The following is a 253-nucleotide window of genomic DNA, read 5'->3' on the forward strand; positions in this document are numbered from 1 at the left end:
CCTGTCAACGCAATGTCCGGACATTCGGACCAATGCTTGACACCCCTCCCCGCCCCCGGGAAGCCTGGCCCCATGACGCGCATCCGGATCGGTTCGGCCCCCGACTCCTGGGGAGTCTGGTTCCCCGAAGACCCTCGCCAAGTCCCCTGGCCCCGCTTCCTCGACGAGGTCGCGGAGTCCGGTTACGAGTGGATCGAGCTCGGCCCGTACGGCTATCTCCCCACCGATCCGGGCCTCCTCGCCGACGAGCTCG

General features: G+C 68.4%; 1 pseudogene. It reads left to right on the forward strand.

Annotated features, from left to right (window positions below):
- Positions 1-72: 72 nt before the first annotated feature.
- Positions 73-253 (forward strand): annotated as a pseudogene (locus tag J0695_RS41620) (2-keto-myo-inositol dehydratase); the annotation flags it as partial.

Origin of the sequence: Streptomyces beijiangensis (genome assembly GCF_017315755.1) — a bacterium.
In the GTDB taxonomy this organism is placed as follows: Bacteria; Actinomycetota; Actinomycetes; order Streptomycetales; family Streptomycetaceae; genus Streptomyces; species Streptomyces beijiangensis.